At 39.7% G+C, this 14,543-nt stretch carries 11 protein-coding genes; 8 read left to right on the plus strand and 3 right to left on the minus strand.

Annotation, left to right across the window (positions count from 1 at the left end):
- The first annotated feature begins 289 nt into the window (after nucleotides 1-289).
- The 5 genes from CAN42_RS03705 (at nucleotide 290) to ltrA (ending at nucleotide 5,554) form a co-directional block, all read left to right on the plus strand.
- Nucleotides 290-1,510: an ABC transporter ATP-binding protein gene (locus tag CAN42_RS03705; RefSeq protein ID WP_085875589.1), complete on the plus strand. Its 1,221-nt coding sequence runs from the start codon at nucleotides 290-292 to the stop codon at nucleotides 1,508-1,510.
- Nucleotides 1,503-2,138, plus strand: coding sequence for an ABC transporter permease (locus CAN42_RS03710; protein WP_085875590.1), 636 nt, complete (start codon nucleotides 1,503-1,505; stop codon nucleotides 2,136-2,138). Before CAN42_RS03705 ends, CAN42_RS03710 begins: the two co-directional genes overlap by 8 nt.
- Nucleotides 2,138-3,115, plus strand: coding sequence for an osmoprotectant ABC transporter substrate-binding protein (locus CAN42_RS03715; RefSeq protein WP_085875591.1), 978 nt, complete (start codon nucleotides 2,138-2,140; stop codon nucleotides 3,113-3,115). The genes CAN42_RS03710 and CAN42_RS03715 overlap by 1 nt, the downstream gene beginning before the upstream one ends.
- On the plus strand, nucleotides 3,108-3,752 hold the full coding sequence (locus CAN42_RS03720; protein WP_085875592.1) for an ABC transporter permease: 645 nt from the start codon (nucleotides 3,108-3,110) through the stop codon (nucleotides 3,750-3,752). The genes CAN42_RS03715 and CAN42_RS03720 overlap by 8 nt, the downstream gene beginning before the upstream one ends.
- A 521-nt stretch (nucleotides 3,753-4,273) precedes the next feature.
- Nucleotides 4,274-5,554 (plus strand): group II intron reverse transcriptase/maturase, encoded by a 1,281-nt coding sequence (gene ltrA / locus CAN42_RS03725; protein ID WP_085875593.1) that lies wholly within the window; start codon nucleotides 4,274-4,276, stop codon nucleotides 5,552-5,554.
- A 220-nt stretch (nucleotides 5,555-5,774) separates the two neighbouring features.
- Here ltrA and CAN42_RS03730 read toward each other — a convergent pair whose 3' ends face one another.
- Nucleotides 5,775-7,082 (minus strand): Na+/H+ antiporter NhaC family protein, encoded by a 1,308-nt coding sequence (locus tag CAN42_RS03730; protein WP_085875594.1) that lies wholly within the window; start codon nucleotides 7,080-7,082, stop codon nucleotides 5,775-5,777.
- 173 nt (nucleotides 7,083-7,255) lie between these two features.
- Between CAN42_RS03730 and CAN42_RS03735 the strand changes: the two genes are divergently transcribed.
- From CAN42_RS03735 to CAN42_RS03745, 3 genes are read left to right on the plus strand one after another with little or no spacing between them, the layout of a single operon-like run.
- Nucleotides 7,256-9,331, plus strand: coding sequence for an efflux RND transporter periplasmic adaptor subunit (locus CAN42_RS03735; protein WP_085875595.1), 2,076 nt, complete (start codon nucleotides 7,256-7,258; stop codon nucleotides 9,329-9,331).
- On the plus strand, nucleotides 9,321-10,004 hold the full coding sequence (locus tag CAN42_RS03740) for an ABC transporter ATP-binding protein (RefSeq protein WP_085875596.1): 684 nt from the start codon (nucleotides 9,321-9,323) through the stop codon (nucleotides 10,002-10,004). Before CAN42_RS03735 ends, CAN42_RS03740 begins: the two co-directional genes overlap by 11 nt.
- On the plus strand, nucleotides 10,004-11,257 hold the full coding sequence (locus tag CAN42_RS03745) for an ABC transporter permease (RefSeq protein WP_085875597.1): 1,254 nt from the start codon (nucleotides 10,004-10,006) through the stop codon (nucleotides 11,255-11,257). Before CAN42_RS03740 ends, CAN42_RS03745 begins: the two co-directional genes overlap by 1 nt.
- Before the next feature lie 229 nt (nucleotides 11,258-11,486).
- On the opposite strand, the gene iadA is transcribed toward CAN42_RS03745, so the two are convergent.
- Both iadA and yfcC read right to left on the minus strand, forming a co-directional pair.
- On the minus strand, nucleotides 11,487-12,671 hold the full coding sequence (gene iadA / locus CAN42_RS03750) for a beta-aspartyl-peptidase (RefSeq protein WP_085875598.1): 1,185 nt from the start codon (nucleotides 12,669-12,671) through the stop codon (nucleotides 11,487-11,489).
- A gap of 11 nt (nucleotides 12,672-12,682) precedes the next feature.
- The gene (gene yfcC, locus CAN42_RS03755; RefSeq protein ID WP_085875599.1) at nucleotides 12,683-14,395 is read right to left on the minus strand and encodes a putative basic amino acid antiporter YfcC; all 1,713 of its coding nucleotides are present in this window, start codon (nucleotides 14,393-14,395) and stop codon (nucleotides 12,683-12,685) included.
- Between the last annotated feature and the right edge of the window lie 148 nt (nucleotides 14,396-14,543).

Below are 14,543 nucleotides of genomic sequence, written 5' to 3' on the forward strand. Positions count from 1 at the left end.
AGATCTTGCGACCTTATAAAAAATTACAAGTTTATAAATTACTGCTAAGCCATAAAAACCTACAAAGTCATAAAAACCTAAAAAGTCACAAAAATTTACAAAGTCACAAACAATAAAAATTCACACAAAACTTACTTGATTAAGCTGAGCCTAGTTACTAATTATTGAAAGTTCCCTCTTATGGGTATAATAGAAAAGAAGAAAAATTTTAAAAATATTAAAATTTTTAAAAATGAAAGCTAAAGTCTTCACACTAATGAAGATTAATTGATTAAAGGAGAGATTATTAATGATTGAATTTAAAAAAGTCAGCAAGATCTATCCCGGTAATCAGGTTGCAGCGGAAAATATAAATTTAAAATTCAAAGATGGCGAGTTTATATGTTTTATTGGAGCCAGTGGATCGGGCAAGACCACCTGCATGAGGATGATAAACAGGATGAACGAAATCACTTCAGGAGATATCCTCATTAATGGAGTCAGCATCAAGGACATGGACCCAGTTGAGCTCAGGAGGCAAATTGGATATGTAATTCAACAAATTGGACTCCTGCCCCATATGACAGTTTACGATAACATAGTTTTAGTCCCAAGACTTTTGAAATGGGACGAAGAAAAGTTAAGGCCCATTGCAGAAAACCTAATTGAGAAAGTGGACCTACCTCTTTCCTACTTAGACAAATACCCATCAGAATTATCTGGTGGCCAACAACAGAGGATTGGAGTTATAAGGGCTCTGGCAGCAGACCAAGACATTATCCTAATGGACGAACCCTTTGGTGCCCTTGACCCCATAACGAGAGATGCCCTTCAAAAACTTGTCAAAAGACTTCAAAGAGAAATGGGCAAGACAATAGTCTTTGTATCCCACGACATGGATGAGGCCCTTTCACTTGCAGACAGGATAGTTATCATGAAGAAGGGTCACGTTGAACAATTTGATACACCTGAAAATATACTTAAAAATCCAAAATCAAAATATGTAGAAGAAATGCTAGGTCAAGAAAAGATGAACGAGGCAAAGACTTCTTACAGGACTGTGGAGACAATAATGTTAAAGAACCCAGTTTCCCTTACAAGTGACAGGTCAACCTATGATGCCCTTGCCCTTATGAGAAAGAAGAGGGTCGATACAATTTTTGTAACAGACGAAGAAGGTCACTTACTTGGTGCTGTGGGTATGTTTGACATAGGAAGATTTGGTAAGCACATAAAAGCTCTTCATGAAGTCATGGACACGGTCTATGCCATAGGAGAGGACACAGTAATTATGAATGCAATTCATGACATCTACAAGCTAGACATAAAAAACCTGCCAGTTGTTGATGAGGAAAACAAACTTGTTGGTCTTGTTACCAGGGCATCAGTAGTAGATACAATTTACACCAACCTCTGGGGAAATGAAGAAGAGGAAGAGGCTGAAGAAGTCTATGAAGAGGACAACTTGTCTGCACTTATGAAGGATGCATCGGGTGAGTCACCTAAGAAAATAGGTGATGATAATGATTAATTTTTTACTAGCAAATAGTGGAGAAATCTTTTCAAAGTCTCTGGAACACCTTATGATTGCGGCAATTTCTCTTGCCCTTGGAATACTTGTGGCAGTACCACTTGGAATCTTGCTCAATAGGTCCAAGCAGGTAGCAAAAATTGTCATGGCAATAGCATCAGTCCTTCAAACAGTTCCATCCTTTGCCCTCTTGGCACTTATGATTCCACTTTTTGGAGTTGGAAAGAAGCCTGCCATAGTTGCACTTTTTATCTACTCTTTGCTTCCGATTATGAGGAACACCTATCTTGGTATAGGAGGAGTGAATGAAGGTCTAATAGATGCAGCTAAGGGAATGGGGATGACAAGGTCGCAAATACTTTTCAAGGTCCAAATTCCTATGGCTATGCCAGTCATCATGGGTGGCATAAGACTTTCAGGAGTTTACGTTCTTGCCTGGACAAGTCTAGCAGCCTATGTGGGAGCAGGTGGACTTGGAGACTTTATCTTCAACGGACTAACTAATGCCATAATGCCCATGGTAGTTTGGGGGACAATTCCAGTTACCCTTATGGCAATAATTGTGGACTTCCTCTTTGGCATCCTAGAAGAAAAGCTATCCCCTAACAAGAAAAGTGAGGCGGCATAATGAAAAAAATTAAAAAATTATTTTTAATCTTTCTTATCCTGCCAATCTTTTTAACATCCTGCACCCTACCAGGGCTTGGTGGCAATACAAAAACTAGCGTAGTTGTGGCAACGGGATCCAACACAGAAAGACAGATCCTGGGAGAAATTGTTAAGCAAATGATAGAACATCACAGCGACATTGATGTTTCACTCATCACCAACTTGTCATCATCTGTCCTAAACCACATAGCCATGTTAAAGGGAGATGTAAATATTGTTGGAGCCATGTACACAGGAACAGCCCTAAGTGGAGAACTTGGTATGGACCCAATTAAGGACCCCAAAGAGGCAGAGAAAGTTGTAATGCAAGAATACTACAAGAGGTGGCAGAGGTACTGGTACCCATCCTTTGGCTTTGACAACACCTACGCCTTTATGGTTACAAAAAAATTTGCAGAAGAAAACAAGCTTAAAAAAGTTTCTGACCTTGAAAAATTAAAGGACAAGCTTGAAGTTGGAGTTGACACAGCCTGGATCAAGAGAGAGGGTGATGGTTATAAGGCCTTCAAAGAAATCTATGGTTTTGACTTTAAGACAGTTTACCCCATGGACATTGGCTTAGTTTATACAGCCCTTGCCAGTGGAGAGATGGACCTAGTCCTTGGATATTCCACAGATGGAAAGATTTCATCCTATGACCTAGTTGTCCTAGAAGATGACAAGAGACTTTTCCCACCTTACGACTGCTCACCAGTTTTGTCAAAGGCAATCGTGGAAAAATATCCAGAGCTTGAGACAATAATGATGAAGCTTGTGGGACAAATCTCATCAGAAGATATGCAAGAGTTAAACCGTCAAGCAGACGAAGACCTAGAGATGCCAACAAAGGTTGCAGAGAACTTTTTAAAGAAGCACAAGTATTTTGAAGATGTAAAAGTTGACGAAAACAAGATAAAAGAATATAAGGAATTTGTGGAAGGAGGAAAAAATGTCTGATGTAATAATTTACTATATGGAGAACGCATCCTATGTCTTTGAACAATTTATTAGACACTTTCTAATTTCCATCTACGGAGTTCTCTTTGCATCAATAGTAGCAATACCACTGGGCTTTGCAGTAGCGAGAAAGAGAAAATTATCAAGACTTACAATAAGCATAGCCAATGTGATGCAGACCATACCATCCCTTGCCATGCTGGCTATCCTTATGTTTTTAATAGGGACGGGACCAAACACAGTGGTCTTTGCAGTCTTCCTATACGCAATCCTTCCAATATTAAAAAACACAGTGGGAGGAATAAGCTCTGTTACGCCAGACCTTGTTGATGCAGCCAAGGGAATGGGAATGACAAAATACCAAATAATGATAAAGGTAGAACTTCCCCTTGCCATTTCAATAATAATGGGTGGTATAAGAAATGCCCTTGTCCTTGCCATAGGAGTAACAGCAGTGGGTACCTTCATAGGAGCAGGAGGCCTCGGAGATATAATCACAAGGGGAATCACAGTTGCCAATGGAAGCCCCATAATAATAGGAGGAGCAATCCCAACAGCCCTCATGGCAGTCTTGGCAGACTTCGTCCTTGGTGCAATAGAAAATAAATTAAAGCCAAGAACCTTTACAAAGATATAGAATAATAAAAACTCAGGTTGTAAAAGATCTGAGTTTTTTGTGGTATGACGGGCATGTTCTAATGCTGGGGTGAAATTCCCTACGGAGCGTAGTTACCGACGAATCTAATAGCGACTTGCAAGTTTTAGATGGTGACATCTAGGAGAGAAGAAGCAATAGCGAAATCGTGACTTGACGAACAGAAACAGAATATGAGGCGCAACAGGTGGGCAAGCTAGCCACAGATAGCAAAAACCCAAAAGGTAACCGTAAACCCAAAACGTAAATTCTGCGAGTAAACGATGAGAGTATTAGGGCTTATCCCGTGAGGTCTCACTAGCGAAACAGTAGTAACAACGAATAGTGAGAAGTCAGCAGAAGTCATAGTAGGTGGAAACACTGAAGGGCTGAACAATTTAACAGCACAAGTAAAATGTATGTTGCATAACAAATCTGACAGAGAAAGTAGCAGAAACGTAAATGAAAACAAAATCTCACACCTAAGAAATAAGTTATGCAAGCGGAAAGGAGCAAGTGCACACATGGAAGATAAACTGATAAGTCAAATCCTAAATCCAGAAAACATGCACCAAGCCAAACTAAAAGTTATCTCCAATAAAGGAGCGGCGGGAATAGATGGCATAAGTGTAGAAGAAATAGATGAATACATCAAAGAAAACTGGACAAGGATAAGACAAGAAATTATCGAAAGACGCTACAAACCACAACCAGTAATTCGAGTAGAAGTTCCAAAACCAAACGGAGGGAAAAGGAAACTCGGAATACCAACAGTAATGGACAGAATAATCCAACAAGCAATCGTGCAAGTTCTAACACCAATAATAGACCAAAGATTTTCTGAAACAAGCTATGGCTTCAGACCAGGAAGAAACTGTCAAATGGCAATAACAAAAAGCCTAGAATACCTAAACGACGGATTCGAATGGGTAGTAGATATAGACTTAGAAAAATTCTTTGACAAAGTGCCACAAGATAAACTAATGAGCAAAGTTCATGAACATATCAAAGCGCCAGACACAGAATCACTAATCAGAAAATACCTAAAAGCGGGAATAATGAACAAAGACGTATACGAAGAAAGTGAAATAGGAACCCCACAAGGTGGAAACCTATCACCACTACTAAGCAACATTATGCTAGACAAACTAGACAAAGAACTAGAATCAAGAAGACTTAGATTCACTAGATACGCAGACGATTGTCTAATATTTGTAGGAAGTAAAGCAGCAGCAACAAGAGTAATGTATTCAGTAACAAGATTCATAGAAAATAAACTTGGCTTAAAAGTAAATGCAGAAAAAAGCAAAATAACAAGACCAAGCAAGATTAAATATCTAGGATTTGGCTACTGGAAAAACAACAAATCAAAACAATGGAAAGCACGAGTCCATGAAACATCATTTAAAAGATTCAAAGACAAAATAAAAAAACTAACCACAAGAAAGTGGTCAGTTCCTTTTGAATACAGAATCAAGAAATTAAATGAAGTAACAAGAGGCTGGATAAATTACTTTAGGATTGCGGATATGAAAAGCAAACTAAAAAGATTTAGTGAACAATTAAGAACTAGGCTCAGAATAATATGTTGGAAAATGTGGAAAGTACCGAAGAAAAGACAATGGGCGTTAATGAAAATGGGGGTAGGAAAAGACCTAGCAAGAATAACCGCCTATTGTGGAGATAGGTATTACTTTGTAGCAACAAAAACCTGCTTAGTAAGAGTAATCACAAAGGAAAAACTAACCAAAACAGGATTAGTAGACCCATACGATTACTATATAAGCAGGTCATGTGTAAATTAAATTGAACCGCCGTATGCCGAACGGCACGTACGGTGGTGTGAGAGGGCTATTTATTTAGCCCTACTCGATTGTGAAGATTTTTATAAAATCATTTTTCAAATTTTATCATCTTATAACTTTTATATTTAATTTTAACATTAACTTTCTAAACTTATTAATTTAAATTTTTTCATTTAACTTAATCCTTATTTTCAAAATTTATTTTCAAAGTTTTCTTAAACTACTTCTTGTCCTTAGACTTATAGAAGTCCACTACAGAAAAGATTGCGTTCACTAGGATGATGTAGTGGTGGTAGAAGGAGAAGTAAACGGACACTATTGGTGCGCCAATCATTTCCATTGGTGTCCTTCCTGCTATGTTCCAAGGGATGTAGACTGGAGTCATAACTGCTGAGTTCTCCATATCAAGGGCTAGCTTGTCTCTGTCGTCATAACTTTCTCTTGCCATTTCATAAGTTAGCATAATCGAAAGAGTTTGGTTAGAAGAAAAAATTGAAATTATTGTAGACATAAGAGGCATAAGCACCATATTAGGTAGCTTCTTAAAAATTTTGTTTACAAATTTCTTCACACCAACTAATAGGTCGGTCTCTTTGAAGAAACCAAAGTAGCCAGAAGAAATTCCAACGATTAGAAGCATCTTGAACATAGAGAAAAATCCACCGCCGTTGATTAACTTGCCAGCTGGAGAATCCAAATGAAAACCAAAGATTAAGGCATGAAAAACTTCTTTTATAGACTTGTCTTGTAAGATAACTGCAAAGATTATTGAGATTCCTATAGAAATCATCAAATTTTTTCTTAAATCAAGCTTCAAAATTGAGAAGATAATAATGGATAGGGTTGGGAGTATTAGAAGAGGACTGAAATTAAAGAGGTTTCTTATCATCTCAATACTATCCTTGTCGACTCTTGCTTCGATACCAAAATTAAAAATTTGGTAAGTAGCAATAGTTAGTATAAGAGGTATGATGCAGGTCCTAAACATATTCTTCAAGTTGGTATAAAGGTCTGTCTTTGTAAGAGTTGCCACCAAGAGGGCTGATGTTGACATTGGTGATGATCTGTCTCCAAAGAAGCCACCTGACAAAATTGCCCCACCACACACAAGAGGGTTGAAGCCCATGGCATTGGAAATCGACATAGATATAATCCCTGCTGTAGAAGCAGTACCAAAACTTGTCCCTGTTAAGAAGGAGATGGAAGCGTTAAAGACAAAGACTCCCACGTAGAAAAATTTGGGAGAGATTAAAGAAGTTCCGTGATAAATTATGTAGGCAATAGTGCCTGAAAGTCTCCAAATTCCTGTTATCATTCCAATGAGGGAAAATACGGTTAAGATAGTCTTGGTGTCCCTTATGCCTGTGTATGCCATAGACCAAATTTCTCTTGGACTAAATTTTCTCATATAAGCATAAATGGATAAGAGAATTAAATTCAAAAAGAGGGCAATTACAATTGAAATATTAAAAATTATTGCCACAAAGAGAGTCACCATAAATAAAATTAAAATTAAAATTTCTAGCATCTTTCACCTCGTTGATTTTCTTAACTCTAGCTTTATATTTCTTATTTTATAATTAAGCCTAGATATCTTTCAAGGGAATTTAGAGAAATCTTAATAAATTTGAAAGAAAATTGCAGTTCTTTACTATTGTAATTTTTGAAAAGCTTACTATATAATTAAACCTGGAGGTAGATATGAAAAAATTTTACATAAAAGCGAAGGATACCCTACTTAAAAACAGAAGAAATAAAATTATAGCGTTAGTTATACTTGTTCTAGCCCTAGGCTTATTCATAAGACCAATCTTATCTGGACTCGGTGGAGGAAAGGCTGAAACAATTTCTGAAAACCAAGTTGTAAGCTTAAAGAAGGGAGATGTTACTAACTCCGTCAGTGAAAAGGGAAAGGTAGTTCCATCAAACTCTGTGGAAGTCTTTTCTGAAAAGGCATTGCCAGTCACTGCAATAAATGTAAAAGTTGGCGACAAGGTTAAGAAGGGCGACATAATTGCCAAGCTTGACTCATCAAGTATAGAGCAACAACTGAGGTCAAGGAAGGCACAAAAGGCAGCTACAGACAAAAACTTGTCGGCACAAATTTCTGCTGCCAAGAAGAGACTTACTGAAGCCGTGACTGGTCAAAAGTCTGGAAAGAGTCCTGCCCTTGTGGCAGCTGAAACTTCCCTAACCCAAGCCATGGACCAGTACCTTGCAGCAGAGAAGTCCTACAATGACTTCAAGAGAAGTCTTGACGAGAGATACAATCAAGGACTTGTGGCAGAGAAGGGTTCAAGAGAAAGTCTTACCTACCAAGAAGAAGCAACAGACTTAAGATACAAGCAGTTGGTGGATGACCTAAACAAGAACAGGGATAAGATTTCTCAAAACAAGTCCCTTGCCTATGGTGCATCAAGGTCCAAGGACTATCTCCAAGCTGATTTAGACAATGCTAAGAGGAGACTTACTGAGATTGGAATTGAAATATCTGATCTTCAAGGTCAAATAACTGAAAAACAAGGAGAACTTGCAGGCGAAGGAAGGCAAAATATCCAAAGTCCTCCTAAGAATAATAATTTAAATGCAGAAAAAAAGAGTATCAACGCAGGCACTCTTGAAAGTAAAATTGTAGAGAACACTACAGTGGGAAAAAATTCTGACACTAAAAATATCCAAAATGAAATAGAAAACCTAAAAAATAAAATCAAGAGCCTAACAAGAGAACAAGCAGAAACAGAAATCCTAATTGGAAAAATTTCTGAAGACCTAGCCACTGCCAAGGCTGATGAACAAAAATACCAAGCTGAAGCCGAAGCTCTTGAAAAGGAAATTGAAGGCCAAGCAAAGCAAGTTGAATCCACAAGCCTTGAAGTGAGAAAGGCGAAGGAAGACCTATCAGCTGATGCCGACAAGGCATTAAAGGCAGGGAAATCTCGTCAAGACGAATTAAAAACCCTTGAACAAAGTCTTGAAGCTGCAAAGGACAACTACGAAAGTGCCAAGAAGAATCTGGAATCAACCAAAATCCAAGTTGCCAATGAAATCTCTGGTCTAAGGGACAACCTAAAGACAACTCAGGCAGGAGCCAACAATTTAGATAATGTAGAAATTGAAAACCTAAGCGAAGAACTTGAAAAAGTTATGATAAAGGCACCAGCAGATGGAACTGTTACAGAAGTCCCAGCCAAGGAAGGTCAAGTGCCAACTGGCTACCTTGTTAAAATCGAAACCATTGACAAGCTTAGGATAGAATCACAAATTAAGGAATACGATAAGAACTCCATCAAGGTGGGAACAGAAGTTGAAATGACATCAGACTCCCTTGTGGGACAAGTCTACAAGGGCAAGGTCATCTCCATTGATCCAGCACCAATGCCAGTAGCTGATGACAACAAGTCTGGCGAAGTCCTCTACAAGACTGTAATAGAAATTGATGAGGGGCAAGAAGAGAAGTTTGCTCCAGGTATGACCCTTAGGGTTAAGTACATCATTAGCCAGGAAGAAAACACCTTCAAGGTGCCAAGTGATGCCATCTTCGAAAGAGATAACAAGTCCTATGTCCTTGGTCTAAAGAAAAAGGGAAAGGATAACTATCAGGTAGAAAAAGTTGAAGTGACAAGGGGACTTGAAAATGATGCAGAAACTGCCATCAAGTCCAAAGACCTCAAAGAAGGGGACAAGGTCCTTGCCACATCAGGAGGCTATGGAGAAGGCAGCCTGGTTAATATTACAAAAAACCTAGAAGCCGAAGAGAAGGATGCAAATGACAAGTAAGCTTATAAAAATGGAGGACATAAAAAAGTCCTTTAACATTGGAAAAGAAAATGAATTAGAAATCCTTCACGGCATAAACTTTGAGGTAAATGATGGCGACTTTGTATCAGTTGTGGGTCAGTCTGGCTCCGGCAAGTCAACCCTTATGAACATCATTGGACTTCTTGACAGACAGACTTCAGGCTACTATGAGTTAAACGGAGTTGAAATTTCCACCCTAAAGGACAGCGACTTATCAGCCTACAGGTCCAAAAAAATTGGCTTCGTCTTTCAAAACTTTAACTTAATTCCCAGGTCCAACGCCCTAAAAAATGTTGAACTTCCCATGACCTACGCAGGAGTGGGGAAAAAGGAAAGAGCCGAAAGGGCGGAAAGGCTACTTGAAATAGTAGAGATGAAGGACAGGATGGGTCACCTTCCCAACGAGCTATCAGGTGGGCAAAAGCAGAGAGTTGCCATAGCCAGGTCCATGGCAAATAACCCCGATATCATCTTGGCAGACGAGCCAACGGGAGCCTTGGACTCCAAGACTGGGAGAAATGTAATGGATCTCTTCCACAAACTCAACAAAGAGGACAAGAGGACCATAATCATCATCACCCACAACATGGAACTCGCCAAGGAAGCAGGCAGGATTTACAAGATGACTGACGGACTTTTGGAGGAGATTTAATGGATATACTAGAAACAATAAAACTCTCCCTTGAAGGACTGAGGGCCAACAAATTAAGGTCCTTCCTCACCATGTTGGGGATAATAATTGGCATCGGATCAGTAATCGGCATCACAACAATTGGGAATGCCCTTAGCAAGTCAGTCAACAAGGCCTTCGACTCCATAGCCAACACAGCAGTCCAAATTTATGTAAAGACAAAAAACTCTGACAGTGATGGGGGTGATCTTTACGACTCTGATTACTTCTCAGAAAATATAATAAACTATTTAGAAGCTCAAGAGGGCAGGACCATTGAAGACCTAGTCTACCAAGGAGCCAGTGGTCAAGGCTATGTCAAAGAAGGGAGAAACAAGGAAGCAGTATCCATAGTTTCCACATCAGAGGGCGAAAAAAATATCTTCAAACTCAAGATGGTTGCCGGCAGATTTTTAAATGAAGAAGACGTGGCAAGGGGCAAGTCTGTTGCAGTAATATCAGACAAGGTCCTTGAAAAAGTCTACAAGATCCCAGCACCAGAAGTCTTAGGTCAAGAAGTAAAAATTGACGTCAATGGTAAACTCCTAGTTGCCACAATAATTGGAGTCTACAAGTACGAAGAGATGAAGGTCATGGGTCAATCACTTAACGGGTCAAGCTCATCACTTTACATCCCAAGGACAACTGGGGACAGGGAACTTTTGACAGAGCCAAGGACATCCTACTACGATATCTCCATGACTTTGAAAAACCCTGACACAATAGAAGAAGATGCCAAGTCCCTAGTTGATGATTTAAATTCCAAATTCTACAAGGACAACCCGCGAGCAGAAGTTGCATACTATTCAGCCAAGAGCCAAATATCACAAATGAACTCAGCCATGGGGTCCATCCAAGTTGCCATAGGAGCCATCGCAGCCATCTCCCTTTTAGTTGGGGGCATCGGCGTAATGAACATCCTCCTTGTGTCAGTGACAGAGAGGACGAGAGAAATTGGAATTAGAAAGGCCCTAGGGGCAACCAGGGGCGACATAAGAAAGCAATTTATCATCGAGTCCGTCATAATTTGCATCATTGGAGGATTCTTCGGCATAATTTTGGGGTCTGCAATAGGTATGGTTGGATCCAAACTCTTAAAAGCACCGAGTCTTCCGTCCCTTAGCTCCATAGTAGTGGCAGTTGGTTTCTCAATGTTAATAGGAATCTTCTTCGGCTACTACCCAGCCAACAAGGCAGCCAAGTTAGATCCAATCGAAGCCTTGAGGTACGAATAAGTTGCAAGCTATTGGAAGCTTATAAAGAATAATTAAATATTTGTGCCAGTTTTATGGGGAAATATCAATATCTAATTCACAAAATTGCCCTGCTTTCTAAATCTCGACCTTCGATTTGAAAGCAAGGTAATTTTTTATATAGTATATTCTTAGCAAGGAGCTTTTAAATTAATACATAAAAAACGTGCAGCTAATGTGTACAACACATTTAACTTGCACGTTTTATTTTTTAAATATTTTCAAAAGTTCCTAGGACTTCTGGTTTTTTATTTCTTACCATGACTTTGCCCAGGGCGAGGACTGTTTCTATTTCTAATGTTTTTTCATCTAAGAGGTTAATGTCTGCGTCGCATCCAACTTTGATTGACCCCTTAGTCTTTAGGGACAAGATCTTGGCTGGGTTGGTTGTAAGACCTCTTAGGGCGATTTCTAGTGGGATTTCTTCTTTGAAGGCGCACTCTTGTATGGCTTCTAAGAGGCAAGATGATTTGCCAATGCCAAGTCCCAGGTATTCATTCTTTTCGTTGAACATTGGGAAGCTGCCTTGTCCGTCTGATGTGAAGGTGAAGTTGTCTAGGCAGATTTTTTCATCTAGGATGCGTTTTAATGCTTTGGAGATTCTCACTTCGCCATATTCTTTTTCCCAGAGGTCGGGGTCATCGGCGCCTGTAAAGTCGCAGTAGCCACCACGTTTTAAATACTTGATGCTTTCTTCAAATAGTTCTGGGTTTCTACCACAGTGGGTTGGCAAAAATTGTGAAATTGGAATTTCTGTTTCGTCAACTGCTCGGTTGAGGTAGGCTAGGTTGGATTTGCCGTCGCCCATGTGGATGTTTATTATCCCAGCCTTGCCAGATAGCATGCCAGCAACTCTGACGTTGGCAGCAAGTCTTATGAACTCTTCAAAGGTTGGTTGTGAGGACCTGTGGTCGGAGAGGGCAATTTCTCCTGCCCCAATGATCTTGTCTATTGACATGATGTCCTTCATTACATCGCCAGTGAGGGTTGGCGTTGGGACTTGGTAGGCTCCTGTGTAGATGTAGGATGTGATTCCTTCTTCTTCAAGGCCTCTTGCCTTGGCAAGGAGGGCAGAGGTATCTCTTGCCAGTCCATCTGTGCCAAGGGTTCCTACTACTGTTGTGACACCAGCTTTTGTTAGGGTTGTAAGTGTTATCTCAGGTGTTCTTGTTTTGAAGCCACCTTCTCCACCGCCACCAAGTATGTGAACGTGGGAGTCTATGAAGCCAGGTGTTAAAATTTTTCCTGTGCCGTCAATTTCTTCTACTTCCATGCAGGACACCTTTAGCTTTATCTCGTCTTCTATGCCTGCAATTTTGTCGCCAAGTATTAGGACGTCTTTGGTACCTAAAAAGTCTGGGCTATAAACTTTTACATTTTTAATAAGTTTAATCATCTTATCACTTCCTATTGAAAATTAATCATTACTGCAATAATTAGGATTATTGAACCAAGTAGGAAGAAGAAGGCTTGCATCTTGATTTGGAATTTCGCCCACTTGGACCAGTCAATACCTGCAACACCAAGGACACCAATTAAACTTGCTGATACTGGTGTAAAGGCATCCATAAAGCCTGCACCCATTTGGTAGGCAAGGACTGCGATTTGCCTTGAAAGACCAACGAGGTCAGCAAGGGGTGCCATGATAGGCATTGTCAAGGCAGCTTGTCCTGAGTTGGATGTAACTACTAGGTTGAAGAGTGATTGGAAGAGGTACATGCCAATTGCTGCTAGAGCCTTTGGAACTCCTGCGAAGGCATTGCCCATGGAGTAAAGAATTGTGTTTAAGGCAGAGAAGGAATTTGCATCACTGCCACCAAGTACAATTAGAATACCCTTTGCCATACCTACAACTACTGCAGTGCCTGCTAGGTCTGCTGCACCTGATTGGAAGCAGGAAGCCATATCGTTAATTGTCATATTGTTTAGCTTGAAGATTACAGCTGTAAGTCCTGCTACTAGACCCATTACAAAGAATTGGGATGCGATTTCTGGGATGTAGTAACCTTGTTTCATAACTCCCCAAACTATCCAAACTAATACTGCTAGCATTTCAAGTAGGATGATCTTGTGACCAAGTTTAAATTCTTGGGCCGAATCGTCTTCTGCTAATTTTTCCCTAAATTTGTTGTCTGTTTCATATACTACTGAGTGACTTGGGTTCTTACGAATTCTTTCTGCATAAACCATAGTGTAGGCTGCACCAAGTCCTGTTACGATAACCCAGCAGGCAAGTCTAAAGCCTGCACCAGATAGTACTGGTATGCCAGCTATACCTTGGGCAATGGCAACTGAGAAAGGACTCATCCATGAAACTGCGTTGCCAAGTTGTGATGCAACGAAGGTAACTGTAACTGCAACAATGGAGTCGTAGCCAAGGGCAATTACAAAGGGAACCATGACCATGGAGAAGGGGATGACTTCTTCACTCATACCAAAGGTAGCTCCACCAAGTGAGAAGAGATAGAATAAAATTGGAATTGCAAATTTTTCAAGGCCCTTTGTCTTGTTGATTACGGCATAGATACCTGCATCAATGGCACCAGTTGACATAATGATACCAAAGGCGCCACCAACAACTAAAAGAAGTGCAACAATACCAACTGCTGATCCGTACTTATCTCCTGATACAAGACCTTCGAAGAGGTAGTTAAGGAAACCAAAGCCATTAAAGTCATCTGTTCCCCAAATTTTTGCAGTCTTGTTTAGGTTGACAGAATTGTCATAAAACTTGTCCTCATAAAGTCCGTAGAGTACATCATCTGTCAAGCCAACCTTGTCAAGGGTAGCTTGGTCCCAAGTGTCTGCTGGAGTCTTTAAAAGTTCTCCAAAGGCCTCTTGGTCTACTTCATTTTCTTCTAAGATAGGCTTGTCTTGATACAATTTGTCAAGATTTTGTGCTAAGAAGTCCTTGTTGAGAGGATGCATGTACCTAAAGGTATCAGTTTGCAAAACTGTTCTCTTGTCAATTTCGCCAGAGGCATTTTCAAATTCAACTTCGTGAGTTGAGAATTTACCAGCCGGGATTAAAAAAGTTAGACCCCAACAGATAAGAACTACAACAAAAATAATTGCATAAGTGTGTGGCGTTTTGAATTTTGTTAAATCTTTTTTGCTCATAATTTTCTCCTTTCGAGTTAAGATTTTATCCATAGTATTCTTTAAGAGTCTGGGTAAATTTTATGAATTTTATAAAATTTATGAGTTTATAAAAATTTCCGAGGTCTTTAAAGTCAGCTAAGTTATTAAAAAATATAAGCTCGGGGTC

It is taken from the genome of Peptoniphilus vaginalis (assembly GCF_900176605.1).
GTDB lineage: Bacteria > Bacillota > Clostridia > Tissierellales > Peptoniphilaceae > Peptoniphilus_A > Peptoniphilus_A vaginalis.

What these genes read in the sequence shown, in the direction of transcription:
- CAN42_RS03705 (WP_085875589.1), top strand. Translation starts at nt 290, where the DNA reads ATGATTGAATTTAAAAAAGTCAGCAAGATCTATCCCGGTAATCAGGTT.
- CAN42_RS03710 (WP_085875590.1), top strand. Translation starts at nt 1,503, where the DNA reads ATGATTAATTTTTTACTAGCAAATAGTGGAGAAATCTTTTCAAAGTCT.
- CAN42_RS03715 (WP_085875591.1), top strand. Translation starts at nt 2,138, where the DNA reads ATGAAAAAAATTAAAAAATTATTTTTAATCTTTCTTATCCTGCCAATC.
- CAN42_RS03720 (WP_085875592.1), top strand. Translation starts at nt 3,108, where the DNA reads ATGTCTGATGTAATAATTTACTATATGGAGAACGCATCCTATGTCTTT.
- ltrA (WP_085875593.1), top strand. Translation starts at nt 4,274, where the DNA reads ATGGAAGATAAACTGATAAGTCAAATCCTAAATCCAGAAAACATGCAC.
- CAN42_RS03730 (WP_085875594.1), bottom strand. Translation starts at nt 7,082, where the DNA reads ATGCTAGAAATTTTAATTTTAATTTTATTTATGGTGACTCTCTTTGTG.
- CAN42_RS03735 (WP_085875595.1), top strand. Translation starts at nt 7,256, where the DNA reads ATGAAAAAATTTTACATAAAAGCGAAGGATACCCTACTTAAAAACAGA.
- CAN42_RS03740 (WP_085875596.1), top strand. Translation starts at nt 9,321, where the DNA reads ATGACAAGTAAGCTTATAAAAATGGAGGACATAAAAAAGTCCTTTAAC.
- CAN42_RS03745 (WP_085875597.1), top strand. Translation starts at nt 10,004, where the DNA reads ATGGATATACTAGAAACAATAAAACTCTCCCTTGAAGGACTGAGGGCC.
- iadA (WP_085875598.1), bottom strand. Translation starts at nt 12,671, where the DNA reads ATGATTAAACTTATTAAAAATGTAAAAGTTTATAGCCCAGACTTTTTA.
- yfcC (WP_085875599.1), bottom strand. Translation starts at nt 14,395, where the DNA reads ATGAGCAAAAAAGATTTAACAAAATTCAAAACGCCACACACTTATGCA.